The sequence below is a fragment of the Sporosarcina sp. Y1009 genome (assembly GCF_057669865.1).
The window spans coordinates 413,120-435,444 of sequence record NZ_JBYHFO010000001.1 but is presented as its reverse complement, the minus strand read 5'-3'; the positions used below and the strand labels follow the sequence as shown (position 1 = coordinate 435,444).

The 22,325-nt window shown below is 33.9% G+C and carries 16 protein-coding genes; 11 read left to right on the top strand and 5 right to left on the bottom strand.

Annotation, left to right across the window (positions count from 1 at the left end; translation table 11 throughout):
• Window positions 1-35 precede the first annotated feature (35 nt).
• Both AC25Y1_RS02035 and AC25Y1_RS02030 read left to right on the top strand, forming a co-directional pair.
• Entirely contained in the window at window positions 36-698 is a 663-nt protein-coding gene (locus AC25Y1_RS02035) for a DUF1643 domain-containing protein (protein ID WP_488146264.1), read from the top strand.
• 201 nt (window positions 699-899) lie between these two features.
• Window positions 900-4,412 carry a hypothetical protein gene (locus AC25Y1_RS02030; protein WP_488146263.1) on the top strand — a complete coding sequence of 1,171 codons (3,513 nt, stop codon included), beginning with the start codon at window positions 900-902 and terminating at the stop codon, window positions 4,410-4,412.
• Here AC25Y1_RS02030 and AC25Y1_RS02025 read toward each other — a convergent pair.
• From AC25Y1_RS02025 to AC25Y1_RS02010, 4 genes are all read right to left on the bottom strand, one after another.
• Window positions 4,390-4,683, bottom strand: a complete 294-nt coding sequence (locus AC25Y1_RS02025; protein WP_488146262.1) for a hypothetical protein — start codon at window positions 4,681-4,683, stop codon at window positions 4,390-4,392. The two genes, AC25Y1_RS02030 and AC25Y1_RS02025, sit on opposite strands and share 23 nt — an antisense overlap.
• A 248-nt stretch (window positions 4,684-4,931) precedes the next feature.
• Window positions 4,932-6,299, bottom strand: coding sequence for a D-serine ammonia-lyase (gene dsdA / locus AC25Y1_RS02020; RefSeq protein WP_488146261.1), 1,368 nt, complete (start codon window positions 6,297-6,299; stop codon window positions 4,932-4,934).
• 32 nt (window positions 6,300-6,331) lie between these two features.
• Complete coding sequence (locus tag AC25Y1_RS02015) at window positions 6,332-7,669, bottom strand: GntT/GntP/DsdX family permease (protein ID WP_488146260.1); 1,338 nt, start codon at window positions 7,667-7,669, stop codon at window positions 6,332-6,334.
• A 264-nt stretch (window positions 7,670-7,933) separates the two neighbouring features.
• Window positions 7,934-8,488 carry a cupin domain-containing protein gene (locus tag AC25Y1_RS02010; protein ID WP_488146259.1) on the bottom strand — a complete coding sequence of 185 codons (555 nt, stop codon included), beginning with the start codon at window positions 8,486-8,488 and terminating at the stop codon, window positions 7,934-7,936.
• A 301-nt stretch (window positions 8,489-8,789) separates the two neighbouring features.
• Here AC25Y1_RS02010 and AC25Y1_RS02005 point away from each other — a divergent pair, with 301 nt between their 5' ends.
• The 7 genes from AC25Y1_RS02005 to AC25Y1_RS01975 all read left to right on the top strand — a co-directional run bounded on the left by AC25Y1_RS02005 (window position 8,790) and on the right by AC25Y1_RS01975 (window position 20,757).
• Window positions 8,790-9,662, top strand: a complete 873-nt coding sequence (locus AC25Y1_RS02005) for an NERD domain-containing protein (protein ID WP_488146258.1) — start codon at window positions 8,790-8,792, stop codon at window positions 9,660-9,662.
• Between the two features lie 105 nt (window positions 9,663-9,767).
• The gene (locus AC25Y1_RS02000; RefSeq protein ID WP_488146257.1) at window positions 9,768-12,266 is read left to right on the top strand and encodes an AAA domain-containing protein; all 2,499 of its coding nucleotides are present in this window, start codon (window positions 9,768-9,770) and stop codon (window positions 12,264-12,266) included.
• A 296-nt stretch (window positions 12,267-12,562) separates the two neighbouring features.
• Window positions 12,563-14,458, top strand: a complete 1,896-nt coding sequence (locus tag AC25Y1_RS01995; RefSeq protein WP_488146256.1) for an ATP-dependent nuclease — start codon at window positions 12,563-12,565, stop codon at window positions 14,456-14,458.
• Window positions 14,436-16,244: a UvrD-helicase domain-containing protein gene (locus AC25Y1_RS01990; RefSeq protein ID WP_488146255.1), complete on the top strand. Its 1,809-nt coding sequence runs from the start codon at window positions 14,436-14,438 to the stop codon at window positions 16,242-16,244. The genes AC25Y1_RS01995 and AC25Y1_RS01990 overlap by 23 nt, the downstream gene beginning before the upstream one ends.
• A 72-nt stretch (window positions 16,245-16,316) precedes the next feature.
• The gene (locus AC25Y1_RS01985; RefSeq protein ID WP_488146254.1) at window positions 16,317-19,529 is read left to right on the top strand and encodes a DEAD/DEAH box helicase; all 3,213 of its coding nucleotides are present in this window, start codon (window positions 16,317-16,319) and stop codon (window positions 19,527-19,529) included.
• A gap of 381 nt (window positions 19,530-19,910) precedes the next feature.
• Window positions 19,911-20,156, top strand: a complete 246-nt coding sequence (locus AC25Y1_RS01980; RefSeq protein ID WP_488146253.1) for a hypothetical protein — start codon at window positions 19,911-19,913, stop codon at window positions 20,154-20,156.
• Window positions 20,157-20,202: 46 nt separating this feature from the next.
• Window positions 20,203-20,757: a DnaB-like helicase C-terminal domain-containing protein gene (locus AC25Y1_RS01975; protein ID WP_488146252.1), complete on the top strand. Its 555-nt coding sequence runs from the start codon at window positions 20,203-20,205 to the stop codon at window positions 20,755-20,757.
• A gap of 264 nt (window positions 20,758-21,021) precedes the next feature.
• Here AC25Y1_RS01975 and AC25Y1_RS01970 read toward each other — a convergent pair whose 3' ends face one another.
• On the bottom strand, window positions 21,022-21,510 hold the full coding sequence (locus AC25Y1_RS01970; protein WP_488146251.1) for a hypothetical protein: 489 nt from the start codon (window positions 21,508-21,510) through the stop codon (window positions 21,022-21,024).
• A gap of 238 nt (window positions 21,511-21,748) precedes the next feature.
• On the opposite strand from AC25Y1_RS01970, the gene AC25Y1_RS01965 reads away from it, so the two are divergent.
• Both AC25Y1_RS01965 and AC25Y1_RS01960 read left to right on the top strand, forming a co-directional pair.
• Entirely contained in the window at window positions 21,749-21,955 is a 207-nt protein-coding gene (locus AC25Y1_RS01965) for a hypothetical protein (protein ID WP_488146250.1), read from the top strand.
• Window positions 21,956-22,027: 72 nt separating this feature from the next.
• On the top strand, window positions 22,028-22,228 hold the full coding sequence (locus AC25Y1_RS01960; RefSeq protein ID WP_488146249.1) for a hypothetical protein: 201 nt from the start codon (window positions 22,028-22,030) through the stop codon (window positions 22,226-22,228).
• The last annotated feature ends 97 nt before the right edge of the window (window positions 22,229-22,325 follow it).

The following is a 22,325-nucleotide window of genomic DNA, read 5'->3' as shown; positions in this document are numbered from 1 at the left end:
ATATTTTCTATTCTTAACAGAAAGGGGAATGTGAAATGGTATTTTTACTAGCAAAGGTATTGGATAAGAAGTTTTATACAGAAGGCGCTTTTTATCAAATAGAGTTGGATGGAGAAAGTTATACATGTCGTGGTTTAGCAAAGATTTGTAGGAAAGGCGTAGAGACAGATGTTGCCGATGCATTAATTGTAATGGTAAATCCCGGAACCTGTCAACCGACAGATAAAGAGTACACTATTCCTCAATATAATGGAAAACTAAGCGAAGTTCCGTTGGTAGCAGCTAAGTCAGACCAAACCCAGCATCAACTTATGAGGTTAATGGAGTATAGGGGTTGGAATATGATTTATATTATTAATCTATCAGATTTAAGAGCTGGGAATATACCTGAGTTTAGGGTTCAATTGCAAAAGTTTAAAGATCAGAAAAATGATTCACATAGTATTTTTTCACCTAAGCGTTTCCAAAAAATATATACACTTTTAAATGATAAGACAAGAATTATGGTAGGTTGGGGTGTGCATCCAGTAAAGAGAGAAAAGATGCGTGATGTATTGTCAATGTTAAAGGGAGAACGAGAAATCTTCGGTATCCCACATCGAACACATCCATACTACCTTCATCCAAGGCCCGCACTTATTGAAAAGCGTATTGAATGGCTCGAAAATATAAATAGAATTCTAGATGAGGCGGAATGAAAGAAACTTTACAAGGTAAATAAATTACGTAGACACCGGACCGTGTGTTAGGCAATTTGTCGTATAATAACTCTCTGGTTATAATTTATTTTTTATGTACTCACTACAATTATAGCAGAAAATAGCTGGCAATCGACTATCCGGGTTTTGCAAAGTGGATCAAAAAGTTGGTGGAAGAGAGAGATATGGGGGGAATGAATAATGAGCATCGAGCAAGTATTCAATAGATATGATTCACAATCACTAGCAAAAGCTTTGTTTACCATAACCTCATGGATTTCAAATCGTGGTTATATAGGAATTGTCGATAAGCTAAATCTAATATTTATAGATTTAGAAAAAAACAAAATAAAATCGGACAAAGTAATTGAGAATTATCATGAATTCATGGAATTTTACAAAGATATTAGTGCCTTTTTCTCAGATTTAGATAAAATGATGTATGAAGATTTCCCTGTCGATACTGGAGAAGTACAGTTTTTTAATGGCGAACGTTTTTACAAAGTGTTTATTGGTAATGGATCGGAGAATACCTACGAGAGTTGTTTTTTGATTGATAGTATTGTGAAAGTGACAAATAAAGATGACGTTCAAAATATTTGGCGAGAAATATTAGCGTATGAAGATAATATACTCACATTAATTTATAATGACGATTATATTATTAGTGATAGCATCGAATGTCCTCCTGAAAAGTATTTCAATAATGTATTTGTTAACTTTACTTTATTTAAGAACAAGAAACTGGCTGCATATTTTGATGAATTCGTAAGTGTAAATGACGAGTTATATAGGTTCTATACAAGAAGTGAAAAATTACCAATTTTTCTCCCCATGATGAAAGAATGCTTTTTGGAAAATCTTATTAAGAAAAATAGTTCGAAAGAAATCAAACAAGGAATTTGGTCAGCACTTGTTAACTCGCTAAGAAGGAACTATTCAATTGATAGAGAAAAGAATATCAGGCTAATGTACCCGTTAATAATGAAAAATGATAAAGAGCAAAATAGTAATATTTTAGACTACTCCTTTGCAATGTTTAACAAGGATTCAGTGATTGTTTTTCTTTCTGATTTAAAGGAAATTAATACTGAATACTACAGAGAATGTATTTATAATGGTTCTATTAAATTAGGTGGATTGTTTTCTAATGTGGGTGAGAATGCATTTGTTGAGATTGGCAGTGATAAAGAAATACTATTCCAAAAAATAAACTATGAGAACGTAAATCCGAATCAGTCTATAATGATGAGTTTTACAGAGACAGATACTACAGATAGTTATATGAATTCTCATGATTTAATTAGTATTATTAATTTTGCTTCTAGTTTCGATGAGATTGTAAATTTTATAACATTTATCAATAAATCTAACAAAGATAAAATCTCTTCTTTTTCAGGAATGGCGGGATACTTTCACGCATGGAAAGATATGGACGAGGTGATGAATGAAGGGGCATTAGATCCAATGATTTTTATTTTTCCATATCAATCGGTACACAAAACATTTGATTTTTTTAAAAGCGAATTAATAAGTTATCCTTTTGAACATACTTCTTCTCTTTCTAATTTGCATGCATGGAATAGAAAAATAGAGTCTAAATCAAGCTTGTCTTTAATAGGAAAAGGGAACTCGGGAGAGGTTAATATATTTGAATCAGGAGAAAATAAGATAATACTACATGAAACACAATTTATTCTGGATGACATACAAAAAGAAATTATTGAAACCATATTTTCTTTCCAAGAAATTCTAATAAATGGATTTATGGAATTTAAAGATAAAATCTTATCACACTATAATGAGAGTATCCTGGAAATAAAATTAATTTCTGAAAAGGTTCTTCAACAAAATTCAATGAATCTTCCTATCATTGATTCTGATTATTTTCGTAAAGTTATAATCCAATTTAATGGTATACCTTCACTTGTATTGGTTCAACCTTATTGGAAGAAAATAGCGGAAAACAACCTAATAAGCAAAACTAAAAAATTTGAAAATGAACTGTTAATTAGCATTCTTAAAGGTTTGCAATTCGAAGACACTGATAGTTTATTTGCGAAAATAAAAAAAAGTGATGACGAACTAAGAAGTTCTATGATCGATGAAATAAAAATATCTTACTTTGTAAATCCATATTCATCATTCGTTCCGCCTAGAAACACAGCGTTTAAATCTGTACGAAAAACAATGGCCAAAACGTTAAAGGAAATTGGTTTGGAGCCAAACGACTATGAAGAAAATGAAAATGTTGGGGTAATCCGTCGATTTAGAAATGAGGTAAGAGATGAACTACTTGTTAAGTTAAGTAACTTTGACAGACTACGAACTCATAAAGAATTACTAGATAAGTATTCATCAATCCTTTTTCAAATTGATATACATCAAAAAAGACTTTCAAGGTTTGCATCTATAAATTACTTAAAAGATACTAGTCTTAGGGAATTCAGAGAAAAAACTATTAGTATGAGGGAAGAATCTAAAACTTATAAGTTTATACTGGAATATCTTATAGAAGAGAATCTAAATTTATTAGTTAGAAACAATGTTTATACTGCTTCATCAGAAGAGATTGATGAACTAATTGCTTTTGCAAAATGGATCATTGATTTTCAAACAATGTCTGATGCCAATAATTATGGAGCAAGTGGTTGGAATAAATTGAGTATACGAGATGATTTTATAATTGAAATCGAAGAAACAGAAAAGTATTTGTCTGATGCTAATAACATTACACAATTAAGATATGATTACGGTGACTATTCAAAACGGGATGAAATTCTTGATAAAATCTTTTTTAATAAAATTGATAATGAATTTAAAGAGGATACAGGTTTATCATTTAATCTTGTTATTTCACTTATGTACTTTATAGAGTCCCATCATATAATTTCCAAGTTAATGGAAAGTGGAGAAGCCGATGTTTATAATAATATAGTTGAAGTTCCGATTAGTATACTTGCTAGAGAATTCATAGACATAGGGGAGTATTCACTAGAGGATTTTTACAGTTCCCTGCACTTTATTTCTTTAGACCCTAGTAAATTGGCTAATAAAGCTAACATAATTCCGATATGGGAGCAGAAAAAGAGAAAATATAAAATTTCAGCACAACCTATATTTCTTGTTGGGGATAAGTTAGTTTACTCTCCTGTTTCAGTGCACCAATTACGTAATACATGGATTCAGGGGATGATGAATTTTATTTTACCTTATGATATTGGCATGGAAAAAACGCTAACGTTGTTAGGTCAATGGAAAAAAGAATATGAAAGTAAAATAGTTGGTGATCTATCATTGTTATTTAGTCATTCGAGGTATTCCGTTTATCCAGATCAAGAATTATACAAACTAGATAAAAAAGGAAAGCATCCTCGTAATCTGGGGGACTATGACCTAATAATAATTGATGAATTCAACAAAAAGGTATTATTGTTCGAAGTGAAGTATATGAGGTTGAGCCAAACTATGAAAGATTCAATGGGAGATCAAAAAGATTACTTTATTGGAAAGAAAGCAATAGGTGAAAAGTTTAGTAGACGAGTTAACTATTTCAAGGAAAACAAAGATATAATTTTAATGAATTTGGAGTTAATAGGAGATTATAACGTTCAAAGTTATTTTGTAACAAATAAAAATATTAGATCGTTTTTTCGTGATTATCCTTTTGCAATTATTGGCTTTAATGAACTCAAAGTGAGTATAGAGTCTTAATCTTTTGAATGGTAAGTTGGAGTATTTTCAAATTATAATCAAATCTGCGTTGTATTCGCCTGTATATGATTTGATTAGATTCTTGAGCGTATGGCTGATCAAGACAGGTACTATGGACAACTTCTGTTTTCCTGATTTCTGGATTTACAGATGATGACTTGTCTGGTCGATTGAAGGCTAAAAAAATATAAAGATTAGCCCCAAGTCCGCCTGTCTTTTTTATTAAGAATGCTTGCCGCTTAATGACGTTTAGCTGCTCCAACTTTTCCATTGAACGGCGAACCGTTCAGACTGACTTTTTGATGACTTCGGCAATTGTTGCTAATATTAAATGGGTGACCCCGGGAAATTTTACAGCATACCGGCTTAACATGCTTAGTCCTTTCTGATCAATGCTATCGTAAACTACTTGACTAAATATAAAAAAGGGCTGTCCCGAAAAATCATTTTTCATGATCTTTTAGGACAGCCCTTACTATTTTTGAAATCGTTTAATTTATACAAATGATTCTTTGTTTATTACTCAGAAGCAAGGATCTCTTTTCCCTTGTTATAATAGCTTTGCATTTCATTTGTTGGCACCATACTGCCGCCTGTTCCCCAAACGATATGTGAAACATTTTTGATTTTAGTTTGTAAGTTGTTATTTTCTATATATCTTTGGCCAGCTTCGTCTCTGAAGAATTGAACTGGGCCCTGCATGCCTGCTAGCGCAGAAGGTTCTAATTGAATATTCTCCGCGTCGGATAACATACTTAACAGTTTATATAATTCCTCATCGTTTACGGTATAAGAGCCACTCATTAGGTTTTCTAAAGTTTTCCCAACGAAACCTGACGCACGACCGACAGCTAGTCCATCAGCATCCGTAATATTATCAATGCCGAAGTCTTGTACCGATACTAAATCATGCAAACCAGTCATTAATCCGAGTACCATACATGGAGAATGGGTTGGTTCGGCAAAGAAGCAATGGACATGATCTTTGAAAACTAACTTTAATCCAAATGCTACGCCACCAGGTCCGCCGCCAACGCCACATGGAAGGTAAACAAATAATGGATGATCGTCATCGACAACTACATTCATTTCTTCTAGTTGTTTTTTTAATCTAGAAGCTGCAACTGCATATCCTAAAAATAGATCGGTCGAATTTTCATCATCAATAAAGTGCATGTTTGGATCGGCTTCTGCTTGTTTTCTGCCTTCTTCTACGGCGATACTATAATCTGATTCATACTCGATGACTGTAACACCCTTGCTTCTAAGCAGATCCTTCTTCCACTTTTTTGCATCAGCCGACATATGAACAGAAACCTTAAATCCTACTTGTGCACTGATGATTCCGATGCTGAGTCCAAGGTTTCCGGTTGATCCTACAGCAATAGAATACTTAGAGAAAAACTCTTTAAATCTATCACTGTCAATGATTGAATAATCATCGTTTATTGTAAGCATATTATTCGCAATGGCTAGATCTTCCGCATGTTTTAAGACCTCATAAATGCCACCTCTTGCTTTAATGGATCCAGAAATCGCAAGGTGACTGTCACATTTAAGCAATAATTGCCCTGTGATTTCTTGATCATATGCCTTTTCCATATTCTTTTGCATTGCAGGAATTGGAACAATAGGTGATTCAATAATGCCATCTGTTTTTTCTGTTTCTGGGAATACTTTCGCAATATAGGGTGCAAATCTATTTAATCTTTCTTCGGCATCTTTTACATCATTCTCTGATAAAGAAATCTTTTCAATCGCATCTGCAAACGCTCCGTATTTAGGATTTGTCCAAAATACTTCCTCAGTTGAAATAATCTTGCTCATTAATGGATACTGTTCTTCCCATTCTTTAATCGTTTTTCCTTGAATTGTTTTATTTTCCATGATGATTTGGCTTCCTTCCATAATTTGTTTTTTTAAACGAATTGTGCTAAAAGCAATACGCCTCCAAGTGCAACAACCGATGCTATCACAGTTGCAGCAGTGAAACTCTTAAACGCATCTGTTAATGATAATCCTAAGTATTCTTTTACAAGCCAGAAAGCAGAATCATTAACATGACACCAACCGATAGCGCCAGCACCAATTGCGAGAACTGCAATCTCTGGACTCAACGTTGGATAAACGGCTAGCAAAGGACCTATTATACCCGCAGCACTAATCATGGCTACCGTAACGGATCCAATTGCGAGGTGTAATATTGTTCCTATTAACCAAGCCAGAATAATTGGGTTCATATTGAACGATTGCATAATAGTCGATAACTCTGTACCTAGGCCACTATTAACCAAAAATGCATTATAAGCACCGCCACCCGCAATGATCAACAAAATAGATGCAATGGACTTAAATCCGTCCTCAGTATGGGCTAATATTTCCTTCATCTTAAAGCCACGAGAAAGCCCTAATGTGTAATATGCGACAAATACCGAAATAAGTAAAGCAATAATTGGATGACCTAAAAATCTGACTATATCGTAAGCAAATGAACCTTCGGAGAGATATAGATCGCCAACTGTTTTTCCTACCATGATGAACAAAGGTAAGAGAATCGTAAACAGTGTAATTCCAAACTTAGGAAGCTTCTCATCCGGTGTTGGGGCTTTTATCTCTAATTCTTGAGATGCTTCATTTCTAGATCCACGACTAATGAACTTAGCGAAGAGTGGCCCAGCAATGATTGCAGTAGGTGCCCCAATTAGAAGTGAATATAATATGACTTTCCCTACATCTGCGCCCAACATTTCGGTAATCGCAAATGCTGCTGGATGGGGAGGGACCATTGCGTGTACAACCATCAATGAAATGGCCAAAGGAATCCCAATCCTTACCAGCGACATCTTAGCTTGTCTGGCAACAATGAAAACGATTGGGAAAAGTAAAACAAAACCTACTTCAAAAAACACTGGAATCCCAGCAATTACGCCTATAAGTGACATAACCCAAGGTGCACGCTTTTCTCCCAATGCATTTAACATTGTTCGCGCTAAGCGCTCAGCACCACCAGATATCTCTAACATCTTACCTAAAATCGTTCCAAAACCGATGACAACAGCTAGTGATCCTAGCGTTCCGCCTACTCCATTTTCAATAGAAGCAACAATATCCATTAAAGGCATACCTGTAGTTAGTCCAATAAAAATACCTGCAAGAACTAGCGAAATAAACGGATGTATTTTACATTTAAGGATAAGAAAAATTAGTAATAAGATAGAAACCAATAAAACCAACATCATCATTGCACCTGTTTGCATTTTTTTCAATTCCTTTCGGGATATAATGTAGCTAACCTAAAACTCAGATAATTAAGTATAGCTTGATTAATTTAATACAGCTTAATGATAACGCTTTCTTATGTCGAAATCAATAATGAAATTAATTCCAGTTTAATTAATTAAGTAGTACTTAATCTAATGGATATAAAATAACCGTCCGATATCTCTAGTATGGCGCATAAAAAGCACGTCATAACAGGAGCTATAGAACGGTTAAAGAAATCACTTACTGTCTATTATTTTTTAAAATGTGGGAGGTGTCACAGCAAAAATAATTGTAACTTCTTGATCTGTGGTATTTTCCCATTTATGTTGTACGCCAGGCGGTATTTTTACACTGTCGCCAATGTCTAAAATCTCAATATCATCACCAAGATGTAACGTGATGCTACCTTCTAGGACGTATGCGACTTCTTCGCCAATGTGAACAACAGGTTTTTCAGCTGAATTGGACAGTGGCGGTATTTTCATGAGGACCATTTCAATTGAGCCGCTTAAATCTGGGGATAGCAACATATATTCCATATTTTGTGGTGGTGGAAATACGACTTTTTTTCTGGAATTGGCCCTTGTGATTAAATCCTTACTTTTCTCGGATTCGGTAAAAAAACTAAGTAATGGGATCTCCAATGCATCTGCAATCATTCTAAGTGTATTTAATGATGGGCTGGTAAGCCCTCTTTCAATTTGACTTAACATGGAAGAAGAGATTTTCGTTCTTTCTGCCAATTGTTTAATGTTGTAATTCTGTTTGATACGGAAACTAGCAATTGCTTTTCCTAATTCAATATTATCCACAACGCATCATACCTTTCATAAACTACCTCGAAATCTATATAATCTCTTTCCTTACATTTAAGCATATCACGAACCCTTCATTATTAAAATTAAAGTTTTTGGGTAAATCCAAACGCATCTATGCGATGAATCGAATCAACAGCAGGCAGAAAGTGTAAATTAACCTATTATTATTGACCTAGTAATATGGTACTATTAAAGTAAGAGTGAATAATCTCATAGATTCGCAGATTCTAGTAGATTAGCTAAGTAAATTTATTCACACATTTTTCATTATTTTTTCATGCTAGGGGGCATACATATGTCTTTTGTTAAGAAACCATTTTTATCTAGGCTTATCGATGCTTTAAAGGACAAAGAAGAGTTAACATCGCCTGTTGTCATTAAGAATGGTGATTCGATGGATTTAGAGATTGCACGTTTACAGAAAGAATTAGCTAGCAACCAAGATGGGAAAAATTCTAAGAAAATTGAGCAGCAAATTAAGTATTTAAAAATTGGAAAAGCTGGGGAGCAGGCATTACTGTTTGAACTAACAAATTCGTTTTTACCTATTATGATCTTGCATGATGTCTATATCGAACATAAGGGTTTGAATGCACAATTTGACTTTATAATCATAACTCGGCAATTCTTTTTAGTCATTGAAGTGAAGAAGTACTACGGAAATATTACGGTTAATGAAAAAGGAGAATTTATAAGAACTGTAAACCGTGGGACCCGAACGGTATTTAAAGAGGGGATGTACAGCCCAATACGCCAAGTCGAACGACAAGTAGAAGTGCTTCGTTCGATGTTAGTTGATCATGAAATTATCGATAAAACGCCAATTAAGTATGCGGTTGCATTTGCAAATGAAAAAACAGTAATTGATTTGGAGAAAGCATCTTCAGATATAAAAGATAAAGTCTTTCGTACCGATGGCATCGTCGCGTTTTTAAAAGCAGAGTTATCTAAGAAATCACCAGTGCATTTCCTAGATAAAAGAATGCGAGACTATGCAGAATACATTAATGGACAACATGTGAATAAGCATGCAACGGAAGAGCTTGATGAGCTAGTCGAGAAGAGGCCAACTACTCTGGAAAACCTACGCAAAATACGGGGCTTTGGTGATAAAAAGGTAGAAGAATTTGGTATTGAATTAGTAGGGTTGATTAAACAAAATAATTGAGCATTGAGCAGAATTAATGAGGGAAAATACCTCAAGTACAGAAATGGATAATGTTTTTATTCTAGTTCTTTTTCCGAAAGTATTATCCAAAGGAGGGATTGAGTAGTGGTAACATATAGTGACGTAAAAGATAAAATACAAAAACCCTCGGATGTAATAATACAGCCAAATCATGTTATTAATTACCTACGTAGTTTATCAACCGACATTGGTTTTAAGAACAATGGAAAGTCGATTCTACTAAATCAATACGAAAAGTTAGGTAGACCGAATAGGAACAGTATTTTAGCTTCTTATTTATCGAAAAAGGATATAAGGAATAGTAAATATGAAGGTACGCTCATATTTCCTTTTGGTGTTAACTTAAGCCAAAAAGAAGCTGTTAAGAAAGCAGTGGAAAATTCAATCAGCGTAATTGAAGGACCACCTGGTACAGGAAAGACGCAAACAATTCTTAATGTTATTGCGAATGTTGTTGCTAGAGGGCAGACAGTAGCTATCGTCTCAGGCAATAATTCTGCAACTGAAAATGTACAAGAAAAACTTGAAGAATATGGCTTTGGCTTCATGACATCACTCTTGGGCAATTATCAAAATAGAAAGGACTTTTTTGATATTAATCAACCAGAAATTCCGGATATAAGTGGTTGGAAAATAGAGAATGATGAAAAAGTAAGCAGTGTCACTCACCTCCAAAAGATTTCAGATGAGCTCACAGTGTTATTAGAAGATCAAAGGGAAATGGCTAAACTTAAAGAGGAGTTAGCCAAATTACAGGTCGAACAAAAGTATTTTGAAAAAGAATTTAATGACGAGTACATAGATGTGAAAATGTATTCATTTTATAAGAGATGGCCTAGTCAACGTATTATAAATTTTATTACCCAGCTCGAAGGCATTGATCCTTCGGGTAAGCCCGCTGGTTTTATGTCGAAAGTAAAACTTTTTATACAATATGGTGTCTATAAACAAAAAGTCATTACGAAAAGTCGGACTCATATTATTAATTCATTAAAAAAGGATTATTACATAAAAAGTATTAAAAATACAAAAAGAAAAATAAAGGTATTGGAAAATAAATTAGAAAACAAAAGTTATCAGACGTTATTAAAAGAGTATGAAGAAATATCTTCGCGTTTATTCAAAGCGACGTTGAACCAAAGATATGCTAATCTATCTCGAAAAAAAGGAAAGTATTCTATTGGCAACTATAAATATAAGTTTCAAGAATTTGTTAAAGAATATCCCGTTGTATTAAGTACTACTCATTCCATTTTAACGAGCATTCCGGATGATTTCTTATTTGATTACCTCATAATTGATGAAGCCTCTCAGGTGGACCTAGTAACGGGTTCTCTTGCACTAGCTTGCTGTAAGAATATTGTTGTTGTAGGTGATGTTAAGCAATTGCCTCATATTGTACCTACGGAAATAGAAAAGATTAGCGATGATTTATTTGCCAATGCGGGAATAAATGATGCTTATAAATATAGTGAATACAGCATTATTTCTTCGTTAATGGCGCTCTACAAGGAATCACTACCTGTCACTTTATTGAGTGAACATTATCGCTGCCATCCGAAGATCATTGGGTTTTGCAACGAAAGATTTTATGATAATCAACTTGTCATCATGACTGAAGAAAATGTTGACGACCAACCCTTAAAGATATACAAAACTGCTCCTGGTAACCACGCCCGAAGAAATACTACGGGAAAGGAAAAAGGCTGGTATAATGTTCGTCAAATTGAAGTGGTACGGGATGAGATTCTTAATGCTGATCCTTCAAGGTATGGCAGTTATAGCGGAGTTGGCATCATATCGCCCTTTAGAATGCATGTCACAGAAACAAACAATTTTATACAATATCCGGCATTAGAAGTGGACACAGTACATAGATTTCAAGGCCGAGAAAAGAAAACGATTATATTTACAACTGTCGCGAATGATATTACGCCATTTATCGATGATGCAAATCTAATTAATGTAGCTGTATCAAGGGCAGTTGATGAATTAATTATTGTTACATCAGACCGGTTATTTAAACAACAAGGTTCCTATTTAGGAGATTTGATTCGATATGTTGAATATAATTCATTTTCAAATGTGATTGAAAGTAAAAAGGTTTCAGTATTTGATTTATTGTATACAGATTATTCGAGTGCATTGTTGAAGTATAGGACTACAAAAGAAAAAGTCTCTGAGTTTAAGTCTGAAAACTTAATGTACGCTGTTATTAAGGAGGTTTTGTCACTTCCCGAATTCAGGTCGTTCAAATGTGTGATGCATATTCCGCTTAATTCTTTGTTTAGAGATTTGTCAAATCTCACTGTGGAGGAAAGAAAATTCGCTGAAAATCCATGGTCTCATGTAGATTTTTTGATTTTTAATCGACTGGATAAGGAAGCTTTATTGGCTATTGAAGTCGATGGGGTTAGGTATCATCGTAATGATGAAAAACAGGGTAGTAGAGATTCGTTAAAAGATAGTATATTAGAAAAGAATAGTCTACCTCTATTAAGAGTTGCCACAAATGAAAGCGGTGAAAAAGAAAAGCTGATAAATATGTTGATGAAAGTTATTAACAATGAAAATGTGTTATAAAACTAGGCATTAGAAGGTTCCTATTTTCCGCAGGATCTACAAAATTAAATGTGATAGAAGCCAAGTCCTTTTGTGGGGCTTGGTTTTTTAAATTGTGGTTTTCTTCCCTTAAAGTTTAATAGTCTTTATTTACTACTATAATCAGTAAATTTATGATAGAATATAATTAGAATATATGTTCTGTAATTTAAGTAGAGGAGAACAGGATAGTGAATTTATCATTGGTTAATTGATTTGCTTCTTTCTCTGATAGATCAATTAAAAATTGTACCCCCCAATTCAAAGGAGGTTTATCTATGTATATATCGGATGTTAGGATATTAAATTATCGTAGTTTTAATCAGTTTGATGTAAGTTTGAATAAAGGACTATCTATAATTATTGGAGAAAATAATGTTGGTAAATCAAACTTTTTAAGAGCTTTGGGTCTAATATTTAACAGCAATCACTCTTTTAGAAATCGGATATTGCATCAAGAGGATTTTTGGAATGGTCTAATGATTAAGGATACTTGGCCAGAAATCATGATTGAGGCGACCTTAAAAGAAATTGAAACTGAGGATGAACTTGCTATTACAAGTAGATGGCTTACAAGAAATCCAGGTGAAGCAAAACTTACATATAAATTTAGGCCAAGAGCTAATATCTCTGTAAAGGCACCTGCGGAAGTGACTTCTATTAGTAAAATTCAACTTCCGTTAAATGAGTATGAATGGATAATATATGGAGGCGAAATTGAAACCTTAGATAGCTTTGATTTTAATATGCTTACCAAGTTTGGAATTGAAGAGGTTGGGGCTCTTCGAGATGCAACTTGGGAATTGAAGAAATCTTCTGGCATGCTTCAGCGTATATTAAAGAATTTTGATTTGAAAGAGCAGGATCTTAAAAAAATTGCAGATAAAGTTGATGAACTCAATGTGCAGGTTTTAGAAGGGGGAGAAATTCGAACGGCACAGTTAGATATTAACGAGCATTTAGGAAGAATAACTGGAGCTTCAAGGCAAGAAATAAAAATTCAAATGGGAGATAGTGATTATGATTCACTATTGAAAAACTTAACAGTTTTAGTTGGTTCACAAGCGGATAATGTTCATTCTGTGGAAATAAATGGTCTTGGTTATAATAATCTATTATATATCAGTCTACTACTTACCCAATTCAAAACCTTAAAAGATATGAAGCTCCAAAGTCATGACTACATATACCCAATACTTATTGTGGAAGAACCAGAAGCACATTTACATAGTCAGTTACAAAAGTACTTAGCTGATTACTTTTTTGAACAGAAAGTGCTAGGGCAAGTTATTATGACAACCCATTCTTCACATATTAGTTCACATACAGAGCTAGATAATCTGGTGATGTTTTACAAGTCTTTTGAAAAGTTATTATCTCAACGTATAGGAACGATTTTTGATACAAGTAAGAAAAAACAACTTGAATATAAGCGGTACTTGGAAAGATGGTTAGATGCGACAAAATCAGACATCTTTTTTGGACGAAGAGTCTTGCTGGTGGAAGGGATGGCGGAACGTCTTTTGTTACCGAAACTTTTCAGTATGCTTTATAAAGAAAAAACAATCGAAGGTGATGTAGAGAGAAGAAAAACTTTGGAAGGTGAAGGAATCTCTATTGTTTCAGTAGATGGCGTGGCGTTTCGACCATTTCTACAGCTGTTCGGCCCAGCAGGCTTAAATATGAAATGTGCAGTGTTAACAGATAGTGATCCGGAATCTGTTCCCTTATTTAATGGGGACGATGAAATAGTAAATGGAAGTGACGGTAAGCCTGTTAAAGAAGCTGTGTTTCCAACAAATCCCGATGAATATGAAATGTGTGCAAGAACAAAAGGACTAATAAATGATTTCAACTCACTTCCAAACGTCAAAGTGTTAACTAATCTTAAGACATTTGAGTACGATTTAATAATTGAAGAAAACATGCCATTCTTTTGCAATTTAATTCAGGAGTATAAAGTTGGCACGAGAGAAGAGCGTGAAAATATTGTTTTATTGGAAGGATATGAATTTGCACGCGAAGCATATAAGATGATTTCGAAGGAGAAAGGACAATTCTCACAGTTTATATTAGACAAATTGAATGCCGGAAAGGAAATTAATGTACCGACATATATTAAAGTAGCATTTGAATTTCTTATGGAAGAAGGTGAAGCAAATCGAAATGGTTGATAATGATGATTTTCGGAAGAGCATTGCGACTGCCGATCTCACTGAATCGATTGTTGTTCAAGCGGGTCCGGGTAGTGGGAAGACAACACTATTAATTGAACGATTAAAATATATTATCGAGAACCGAACACAATCATTTTCAGGAATTGCATGTATCACTTACACCAATGCTGCGAAAGATGAAATTTTGATGCGACTAGAGAAGGAAGGAGTACAATTACCTTCTGAATTGTTTATTGGAACAATCCATTCTTTTTTACTAGATTATATCATTAATCCCTACTCCCATTTATTTAACGAACAAGCAGAGCCGTACAAGTTGGCTTCCTTTGGTATTGCAAGGGGACATAAACATAACATTAGTACGATGTTAAATCGCCCTACCCACTTTATCAATGATGGGATTTTTAAGGCGATAGAAAGTTTGGGGCGTGATGAAGAAGGGAAACCTATATGTTTTATGGAGAAGATACCGGCTCAGGTGGCATCAGCTTGGAAACTCTTTATTAAAGAAAAAGGATACATAGATCAACAAGATGTTATTTATTTATCTTTTCTAATTATTAGGAAATACAAGCATATTCAAAATGCGTTTAGTTCCCGATTTCCTACTATTCTAATAGATGAGTACCAAGATATAACTTTTTATCAAGAAAAGTTTTTTTCTTTGTTAAATAATACTTCATTTTTCTGTGTTGGTGATACAAACCAATCAATCTACAGTTTCACCGGAGCAAGGCCAAATGCATTTCAAGCAAAATGGGAGGATAATAGCTACAAAAGTTATACGTTAAGCAATAACTTTCGTAGCACGGCAAGTATTGTAAAGTTTTCCAACATGAAAACTGAAATTGTTCAAGCTGAAACAGGTGGAAATGCTGGAAATAAGCAAAAGGTTCTATTTATTAAAGATGTAGAAAAGCCCTCCGAAGTCTTAAATATTTTTCGCCATCTTGGAGGAAATATAAAATACGAAGTTGGGTATAAACCTTATATGATTTTAGCCAGAAGAAATGACTATGTACAAAAGATAAGCTTTCTTTTACAAGAACCAAATATTGTAGTAAGTCCATTTCTCAAAAAGCTAAGGATAGAACATTATCGCTGCTTCCGAATATTGCAAAATATATTATTGGCAATCTCATATAAAAAAAGAAATGAAATTGATAAGGCTATTGATAAAATGGGGGAATCATTTAGTTATCTGTTTTTTAATGAGCACCCAAACTTCGCTCCTTTGGAGAAAATAGATTATGATTCTTTTATGTGGAAGAAACTTCAGATTTTTGCGCTTCAATTTTTGGACAGCCTTGTATTAGAAGAAACTACAGTTGCAGAATCATTTATAATGCTAAAAGAATTCCTTTCGAAAGAATCAAAGAGGCTATATGGAAAACTTATTGGGAGAAACATAGTAATGCTCAATTATAAATGGAAAAATCAGGCGAGGCTTTCGAAAAGTACAATGTTATCCGTTTTACTGGAACAGGTGGAACTACAAGAAATGTTATCGGAAGATGAAGAAAGCGTTTACAATATACATAATGCAAAAGGCCTGGAAGCAGAATGCGTATTAGTAATGGCTGAATCAGAAGAACAACTTATTGATTGGTTAAAGAATAATGAAGAGTCAGAAGAAGCACGTGTGGGCTATGTGGCTTTTTCTAGAGCAAGAAAGTTATTGTGTGTTTGGGCCCCAGTAATCCAGGAAGATAGCTTTAAACATTTACAAGAACATGTAGAGTTTGTAGATAAAACATATATTATGCAAGTTGATGGGGTATGAGTAATTATATTGGCTGAAATGCTGTCACCATAATCTTTCTTACTAGAAAATACATAAATTTGGAGGGGTAAAATGGATACTATTCACCTAAAGCTCCCATCGGTGGTTAATAGGTTAAAATATGATAATAATAATTTGTACCATACTGCCGATTACTATAGTTTAAGGGAATTTGGAGTAGTAGTTAATGAGGACTATCTTAAATTAATCCACACTAATCAAGAAATTATTATCGTAGACTCGAAATCGAATATTGGTTTAAAAGGATATAAATATATTTTGGAAATAGGTGATATAGGAAAAAGGAAAGGCGAATTAATCGAACAAATTGAAAAAGGATTATGGGTTAAACATCCAAGAATTAGTACTGAAATCATTGCTGATCAAGACACTATAGATATATCCAAATCCTGGAGAAATACTTTTTTTAGTAATGCTGGCTTAAGAAATCCGCAACTAGGTGCATTAAGTAGTGCAATTGCCCACTGGACTGTTTCTGATGATACAGCAACAATTGTGATGCCAACTGGTACAGGGAAAACTGAGACTATGCTAAGTGTTATGATTGCTGCAAAATTAGAGAAAATTTTAGTGATTGTGCCTAGTAATGCACTAAGAAAACAACTCTCGGATAAATTTATTTCATTAGGTATTCTTGCTGAATTGGGATTGATTGAGGATATGTTATATCCTATTGTTGGTGTCATGAGCAGTAAATTTAAAAAGGTCGAAGATTTAGAGGTGTTTTTGTCGAAATGTAATGTAATAGTAACCACAATGCAGCTTATATCAGGCTATACCAATCATATGAAAGAAATAATTGCTAGTGAATTTGATTGTCTAATTATTGATGAAGCACATCATGTCCCGGCAGTAACTTGGAATAAATTTAAAACATTTTTCATGAATAAAAGAATACTTCAATTTACAGCTACTCCATTTAGAAATGACGGTAAGCATATAGGCGGCAAAATAATATATAACTATCCTTTGCATCAAGCACAGTCAGAAGGCTATTTCCAACCTATTAATTTTATGCCTTTAGAAGAATATGACGATTTGAAATCAGATGAAACTATTGTGAAATATGCAGTGAAGCAGTTAGAAGAAGATTTGCGACAGAATTACGATCATGTTTTAATGGCGAGGGTAAAATCTAAAGATAGAGCGGATGAGGTATATGAACTTTATAGGGAATTTACTCAGTATAAACCTGTTAAAATTTATAGTACAATGCCCAAAAGACAACAAGAAATGATACTGCAAAAAATCAAGACTGGAGAAAGTCGAATAATTGTATGTGTAAATATGTTAGGTGAAGGATTTGATTTACCTAATCTGAAAATAGCGGCACTACATGATAAGCATCAAAGTTTAGCTATTACATTGCAATTTATAGGAAGATTTACGAGAACTTCACAACGATTGGGAGATGCTACACTGATTGCTAATATAGCAAATGAAAAAATTAGCGAGCATATAGAAGAATTATATCAATTGGATTCAGATTGGAATCAATTAATAAATCAAAAAAGCACAGAGACAATTGACAAGAGGGTAAGTTTAGATGAGATAGCAGAAGGTTTTGAAGGAGAAATAAAAGAATTATCAATACAGGAAATTCGTCCGAAAACAAGTACAGTACTATATAGAACGAGTTTTCCGAACTGGACACCCAGAGAATTGGAAAAGAGCATTGAAAACGACGAGAATACAATAGTGATGAGAAATGATAAATTAAATATATTGATAGTGGTCCAGAAAAAGAAAGTAAATGTACCATGGAGTAAATCGAAGGATTTTCATGATATATCTTGGGAGGCCAGTATTTTTTATTGGGACTCAGAAAAGCAACTTTTATTTGTCAATAATTCGAATAATCAATGGCTAGATCAATGGATAAATAAATTAATAATTAATCCAATACGGTTAAATCGAGAGAGCACCTTTAATAGTTTTTATGGTGTAAATCGCTTGCAACTAAATACTGTAGGATTGAATGAGGCTGTTGAGGGACCATTGAGATATAGAATGTATACAGGGGCAGATATTGCTGAATCTATTAGTAGTGCTGAGAAAAGAACAAGTGTCAAGTCCAATATATTTGGAATAGGCTATGAAAATGGAGAACAAATTAGTGTAGGTGCATCTTATAAAGGAAAAGTTTGGTCAAGGTCTTCATCTGATTTGCCTAGTTGGATTGATTGGTGTAATCAAACTGGAGAGAAACTTGTTAATGAAGAAATAAATGTAGATGAAATATTGAAAGGTGTATTGAAACCAATTGTATTAAAAGAGCTTCATTCAGAATTGCCTATATCTGTTGACTGGCCTACTTTATTATTCGAAGGAAAGTATTTTTCGGCAAAGTTAAAGTTTGATAATGTTGCTTATTCTTTATTTGAATTGAGTATAACTTTTATTTCGAGAGATGAAGATAATGGATATCTTTTTAAGATAGAAAGTGACAAACACTTGGTAGAGTATTCAATGAGTATAGAGAAAGGAGAGGTGATATACAAACATATTAAGGGACCGGAAGTAACTATAAAATATTCTAGTACTAAGCCAGAAGAATTACTCCTTAAGTTTTTTAAAAATGATGATGTGATATTTAGATTTCGGGACACTTCATACTTATCAGGAAATTACTATATTAAAGTACCGGAGAACGAACATATTTTTGATGAGAATAAGATTGAGGTGTGGGATTGGAAGGAGGTAAATATAAAAAAGGAATCACAATATGATACTACAACCAAATTGATTAGAGTAGATTCAATCCAATATAATGTTATTCAAAACTTGAAGTCCACTAAAAAGTATAGCTTGGTATTTGATGACGATGGCAGCGGAGAAGCCGCGGATATTATAGCGATTTACGAAAATGATAAAAAAATATATATAGAGTTCTACCATTGTAAGTATTCAGCAGGAATAAGACATGGGGCTAGAGTTAACGACTTATATGAGGTTTGTGGACAATCCAATAAAAGTGTTGATTGGAAAAAAGATGTTTTAAAATTAATTGCACATATGAAGCGTAGGGAATCGTTGAGGTATAAAAAAGAAGAAAGAAGTCGTTTTGAAATTGGAAGTCAAAAGACACTTTCTATTCTCGAAAAGAAATTAAAGCATTATAAGGCACAATTAAATGTGATAGTAGTGCAACCGGGTGTTTCGAAACGCAAGGTATCTGATTCTCAATTAGAGGTATTGGGCTCGACAGAAAACTATTTACTTAGCACTTATCAAATCGGGTTTAAGGTTATTACAAGTGAATAATTAGGAAAGATACAATATGAAAGTCGGGTAGTTCACTGTAATCGTATGAAGGGTATGTTTGGATTCTATAAGACTGAGAACGAAATTGTAATTAGGGCTGGCAAAAGTTTGATAAGTCAGGCGTTAGCTCCAGTCTTAATTTTAGGTACCTGTGCGAAAAACTATTCAGTTTATTAACTACAATTGCATAAAGTGAGAAAGGGTATACCGACTAAATAATACTTTGTCGATATCCCCTTGAATCTTTATCCGAAGTCGTGAATTGTCATAATTCAACCTTGCACAGGTACCTTTCACTATGTAGGTTTTTCTAATAAAGCAACTATGTACAAACCGACTAGTAGCAAAATTATACGGCGAAGCCTTCCAAGGATTTCGGACATGCTTGAGTGGGGTGTAATTCATGCTGGTGATATTATCATACCAAAAAACCGAACTGAAGAGGCAGTGCTGTTAAATAATGGGCATGTACTAGTTGAAGGTGAAGAACAGTCGATACAAAAATGGCTAAGGGAAATTTTCGGTTGGTCTTCGGTACAAACTTATGTATTTGCAATGCACAAAGAAAAAGGTAAATCATTATCCGATATTCGAGAGGAATATTTGAACCGAAATAAAAGTGAGTAAGATAAAAATATCTATAATTATATAGTATAAACTAATTAATCCCGCCATGATGGATGTTAATATGGGCTCCGATATTGAATACATTGAAAAAACAATGGAAGAGTACCATGTAGAGCTACAGAAGATAGATCCTACATATCAGTTGGTTGTATTTATAGATAACTTCCATGATATTACTATCGGTGATGAAAGATTTAGATCTAAAAGTGGAAATGAAAAGTATGACCATATAGCCGACCAACTTACTAAAATAGCAACCAAATATGATACTCCTATTATTTGTACAGCTGAGTTCCGTAAGCTTAATGGAAATCGTAGACCGGGAGTAGATGACATACGTGAATCGGTAAAAATCTTGTATGAATCAAAAGCAGTAATGCTTTGTTATAACGAGGTTTCCATACGCGGCCAGCAGGCGACAGTTCACTGGATGCGTGAAGACAATCCAGATAAACAACCTGTATACGAGGTTCATGTCGGAAAGAACAAATACAGCAGCTTTAAAGGAAGAATGTTCTTTGAGTTTATTCCCGAAATGGCATATTTCAGAGAGGTTCCAGAAGCAGGGGCTCAAAGATATTCGCAAATGGTAAATGGGTAGGGGAGTCCTTGCCTATTTTTTTTCGAAAATAAGAGGTAATGGGATGACAATCAAAAAAGAAGAAAAAGCAACCAGATAGATACGGTCATTTTTTCTTCGGACTTTTCTTCTTTCTAGTTTGGAAATACAGCGAAGGAATTAAGAAAATTAATGCTACTACTACTAATAAGTAAAAATCAACTTCTCTAAACCAAGTCCAAAACCAGTCAAAATTCATAGGGATAATCAACCTTTCATTATGTTATGTCATGGAGTAATCATAAATTAGCGGTGGTCCCAAAAATAATCGTTAAAACCAAGCCAAACTATATAACCGAAAGCTAGCGTGATTTGCATCCTGATTAAATTTCTAAAGGAACTACTGAATTTAAAATAGAGATACGGTGTGAGTCCTTTCTTTATGTGCATTTGTTTCCCTGCCCAATATCCTGCATCATACCATCCTTTACCGATAGCCATAGCACCTGCTACTATGCCAATCACTGTTGCTACAACGACAACTGGACCCATTGCCAACTCATTGTAGTATTCTTCGTCCTCTGGAAACTCTGACTCATCAATTGGTAGTAATTTGTCATACGGATTCGGCATTACTTTTTCTATAGGGAGTAAAGGGACAGGATTTTTTTCTACAGGATCAGCTTCTGTTGAACTTGCCTTTGCTAAGTCTGGAGAAATTACAGCGAACAACATTACTGCTATTAAAGATAGGGCTACTGATTTGAACGTGTTTCCTTTGATAACTGCATTCATTAAGTGTTTCTCCCTTTATTAGTTTGTCCTTAATACCTTCGCTGCTTCATTATAACTTTATTATCTCTGAATTGGAAGTATATTCCGAAGAGTGAATCTAAAGAGATAGCTAAAAAGATTAGATTCGTTCTTAGGTAATAAATATTCGAGTTATTTCGCATGGTATATAAGCAAGGGTCAATGGATATTTATATTAAAAATGCAAGGGTTGCATATTACTAAGGAGTGGGATTAAAAAGTGAAATTTAAAAGCCATACAACAGTTGAAGGTAAGTTTGTTACTGGTAAGATTAAAAATTTAGAGTTTTTATTAACACGATTAACAAGTAAAGACCGCACGTTACCGCCATTGCCAACTACCTATTTATTTAATTCAAAAGAGTTGGGAGGATTAATTAGTGAGCTGCAATCTATAAAAAACAAAATTGACAGCGAACAAAATTAACAAGCTCAATAGTACATAGTACGATCATAAATTATGCGACACGAAAATTAATCATTTAGGAGGGGCGCTTGCATGAGTAAAGACTATTTGAAGGTTAATTTTACGCCCGGCGATACAATAGAAAATGCTGTAAATCAGTTGTTGAAACACAAAGAAAAAGGGCAATTGGTTTGCGCCGAGTTTAATGGGGTTACTCTATATTCAGATACCGTGACAATGGATGGAGCACACAAGGAAATTAATTTTTGGTACCTGTGCAAGAAATTATCGTGAAAATATATACAATCATGATTGTTTGTGACGCAGATACTTTTTACCATCCTTCAACCAAGGGGACTTTTGTCCACGATAAAATTTGGGTACCTGTGTG